The sequence below is a fragment of the Nocardioides sp. genome, assembly GCF_024509035.1.
GTDB lineage: Bacteria > Actinomycetota > Actinomycetes > Propionibacteriales > Nocardioidaceae > Nocardioides.
In genome coordinates this window covers 1-3,099 of record NZ_JANINT010000246.1, presented here as the reverse complement: position 1 = coordinate 3,099, position 3,099 = coordinate 1, and the positions used below count along the sequence as shown (strand labels likewise).

The window sequence follows — 3,099 nt, the reverse complement described above, 5'->3', positions numbered from 1 at the left end:
GCGGATGTCCACGTCGTCGATGCCGTAGCCGTACTGCCCGGGGCCGTACTCGTAGAGGTAGTCGCCCAGGTGCAGCACCGCGTGCAGGTCGTCGCGCTCGGCCAGTCCCCGGTACGCCGAGAACCAGCCGGCCTGCAGGTTGGCGCAGGAGACCACGCCGAAGCGGAGGTGGTCGGGCGTCGCGTCGGCGGGAGGGGCGGTGCGGGTGCGGCCGACGGGGCTGGTGATCCCGTCGTATGTGAAGCGGTAGTGGTACCAGGTCTCCGGCTCGAGGCCGGTCACGTCGACCTTGACCGTGTGGTCGCGGCCCGGTCCGGTCTGGAACCGGCCGTGGCGCACGACCCGGCGGAATCGCGCGTCCGCCGCGACCTCCCAGGCCACCTCCACCCGCGGGCCCTTCCCGGAGCCGGGCGTGCTCGCCGGCGTCGGCGTGAGCCGGGTCCAGATCAGCACCGCGTCGGGGAGCGGGTCGCCGGAGGCGACGCCGTGGCGGAACACGCGCCCGCGCCGGGGCGCCTCGAGCGCGTCGGCCGCGGAGACGGTCGCGAGGATCGGCGAGCCGATCGCGAGCGCGGCGGCGCCGGCCGTGGCGGTGCCGAGGACGGTACGGCGGTCCACGGGGGACGGACGTCGTGGCGGGTCTGCAGGCGGGTCTGGCTGCGTGTCTGGCGAGGTCACGCCTCAGTCAACGACGAGGGAGTCCTCGGGTGATAGCTCCTCGAGTGTGACTACCGCCTGTTCACCCTGCGGCCGCCTGTGCAACATCCGCAGGATCGGGATCCGTTCGATCGGGACCCGGCCCATCGCCTCGGCGGCGGCCCACCCGGCGATGATGACCATCCAGCCGACGATCGCGTCGATGACCCAGTGGTTGCCGGTGCCGACGATGACGATGGCGGTGCCGAGGGCGTAGAGCCAGCCGAGGGTGCGCACCCACTTGCGCGAGGCGTAGATCTGCAGCGCGAGCGCGACCCACAGCGACCACCCGGCGTGCAGCGAGGGGAACGCCGCCAGCTCGTTGGTCAGGCCGCCCAGGCCGCGCGGTGCGGAGGCGTCGCCGCCCCACCAGCCGTCGGCCGCGTGCAGGCTGAGGACGTCGACGTACCCGCCGATGAACCGCGGCGGGGCCGTGGGGAGGGAGATGTAGGCCAGCAGGCCCATCAGGGTCCCGATGACCAGCGCGCGGCGGGCCGGTCCGTAGCGGTCGGCGCCCAGGCGCCAGAGCCAGATCAGCACGCCGGCGGTGACCACGTAGTGGAGGGTGGCGTACCAGTAGCTGCCCAGCAGGCCGATCCACCGGTAGTCGGTGAAGAGCCGGTTGAGCGGCACCTCCCACTGGATGCCGATCAGGCCCTCGATGTCGAGCAGCTCGTTGGCGCGCTGGAGCGCGGGCTGCATGTTCGTGTCGGCCAGCAGCCGGGCCAGGCTGTAGAGGACCCACAGGCCCATGATCAGGACGAGCTCGAAGAGCCCGCGCGCCCAGCGAGGCATGGACTGGGTGCGGGCGAGCGCGGATGCTGTCGACACAGCACCAGCGTTGTTCATGCAGCCTCCCCGTGGCATCCGGGATGCCCCCGGACTCAGCACCAGGGTCCGATCAGGTGTCTCCCCGACCACGGGGGGACGGATCAGACCCGTCGTAGCACCGCTGTCACCTTACCCAAGATGGTGGCATGGGTGCCGTCGATGGGATCGTAGGCCGGGTTGTGAGGCAGGAGCCACACATTTCCGTCCTTGCGCTGGAGGGTCTTGACGGTGGCCTCGCCGTCGATCATCGCGGCCACGATCTCGCCGTTCTCGGCGGTGGGCTGCTGGCGGATCGCGACGTAGTCGCCGTCGCAGATCGCCGCCTCGATCATGGAGTCGCCGCGCACCTCGAGCAGGAACAGCTGGCCGTCGCCGACGAGCTCGCGGGGGAGCGGGAAGACCTCCTCGATGCGCTCCTCGGCCAGGATCGGGCCACCGGCAGCGATCCGGCCGACGACGGGCACGTAGCGCGCCGTCGGGAGCGCGTCGCCCACGCCGGTCTCGTCGAAGGAGCTCTCCTCGGCCGCCGACATGGAGCGACGGGCCGCCATCACCTCGGGGAGGAAGACCTCCAGCGCGCGGGGACGGTGGGGGTCGCGCTTGAGGAAGCCCTTCTCCTCGAGCGTCTTGAGCTGGTGGGCCACGCTCGAGGAGCTCGTCAGGCCGACCGCCTCGCCGATCTCGCGCATCGAGGGCGGGTAGCCGCGCTTCTCGATGGAGTCCTTGATGTGCGCGAGCACGCGCTGCTGTCGCGGCGTGAGCCCGGTGGCGTCGGGCGGGCCGTCGGGGAGCTCGGCGACCCGCGGGCCGGTCTTCTTGCTTGTCTTCGGCGAGGCCATGGGAGCACGGTAGCCAGGTTCGCCGCGACGTTCAAACACCTGTTCGAACGGCGTGTCGGCCACACTGCTGCCATGACATCTGGGGCCTCCGGGCGAGGTGGGGCAGGGCGAGGTGGAGCAGGGCGCAGCGCCGTGGTGACCGGCGGGGCGCGCGGCATCGGACGCGGGATCGCGGAGCGGCTGGTGGCGGCCGGGTACGCCGTCGTCGTCGGCGACGTCGACGAGGCCGGAGCCCGCCGGTGCGCCGAGGAGATCGGCGCGGTCGAGGGGCGCGGGCTCGACGTACGCGACCCCGACGCGCACCGCGAGGTCGCCGCGGCGGCCGCCGGGCACGGCGAGCTCGTCGCGTGGTTCAACAACGCGGGCGTCGGTGACGACGGCCTGATCGGCGACCTCTCGGACGAGGCGGTGCGCCGGCTGGTCGAGGTCAACCTCCTCGGGACCCTGTGGGGGATGCGCGCGGCGATCGAGGCGTTCGGCGCGCGCGGCGGCGACGTCGTCAACACCGCCTCGCTCTCCGGTCTCGGCCCGGTGCCGGGCTACAGCGTGTACGCCGCCACCAAGGCCGCGATCGTCTCGGCCTCGATGTCGGTCGCGGTCGAGACGCCGCGCAACGTCCGGGTGCACGCGCTGTGCCCCGACGGCGTGCGTACGGCGATGCTCGACGCGCAACGTCCCGGGGGCCTGGGGGCGGCGCTCGTCCACTCGGGTGGACGCATCCTCACCGTGGACG

General features: G+C 72.6%; 4 protein-coding genes. 1 reads left to right on the top strand and 3 read right to left on the bottom strand.

What is annotated here, in order from left to right:
* The 3 genes from Q0L15_RS17010 to lexA form a co-directional block, all read right to left on the bottom strand.
* Positions 1-618 (bottom strand): PhoD-like phosphatase N-terminal domain-containing protein (locus Q0L15_RS17010; RefSeq protein WP_296605639.1); only part of this gene is annotated, 618 nt, incomplete at its 3' end.
* 63 nt (positions 619-681) lie between these two features.
* On the bottom strand, positions 682-1,527 hold the full coding sequence (locus tag Q0L15_RS17005) for a phosphatase PAP2 family protein (protein ID WP_296605638.1): 846 nt from the start codon (positions 1,525-1,527) through the stop codon (positions 682-684).
* A 101-nt stretch (positions 1,528-1,628) separates the two neighbouring features.
* Positions 1,629-2,366 (bottom strand): transcriptional repressor LexA, encoded by a 738-nt coding sequence (lexA, locus tag Q0L15_RS17000; protein ID WP_296605637.1) that lies wholly within the window; start codon positions 2,364-2,366, stop codon positions 1,629-1,631.
* A 72-nt stretch (positions 2,367-2,438) separates the two neighbouring features.
* On the opposite strand from lexA, the gene Q0L15_RS16995 reads away from it, so the two are divergent.
* Positions 2,439-3,099 (top strand): SDR family NAD(P)-dependent oxidoreductase (locus tag Q0L15_RS16995; protein ID WP_296605636.1); only part of this gene is annotated, 661 nt, incomplete at its 3' end.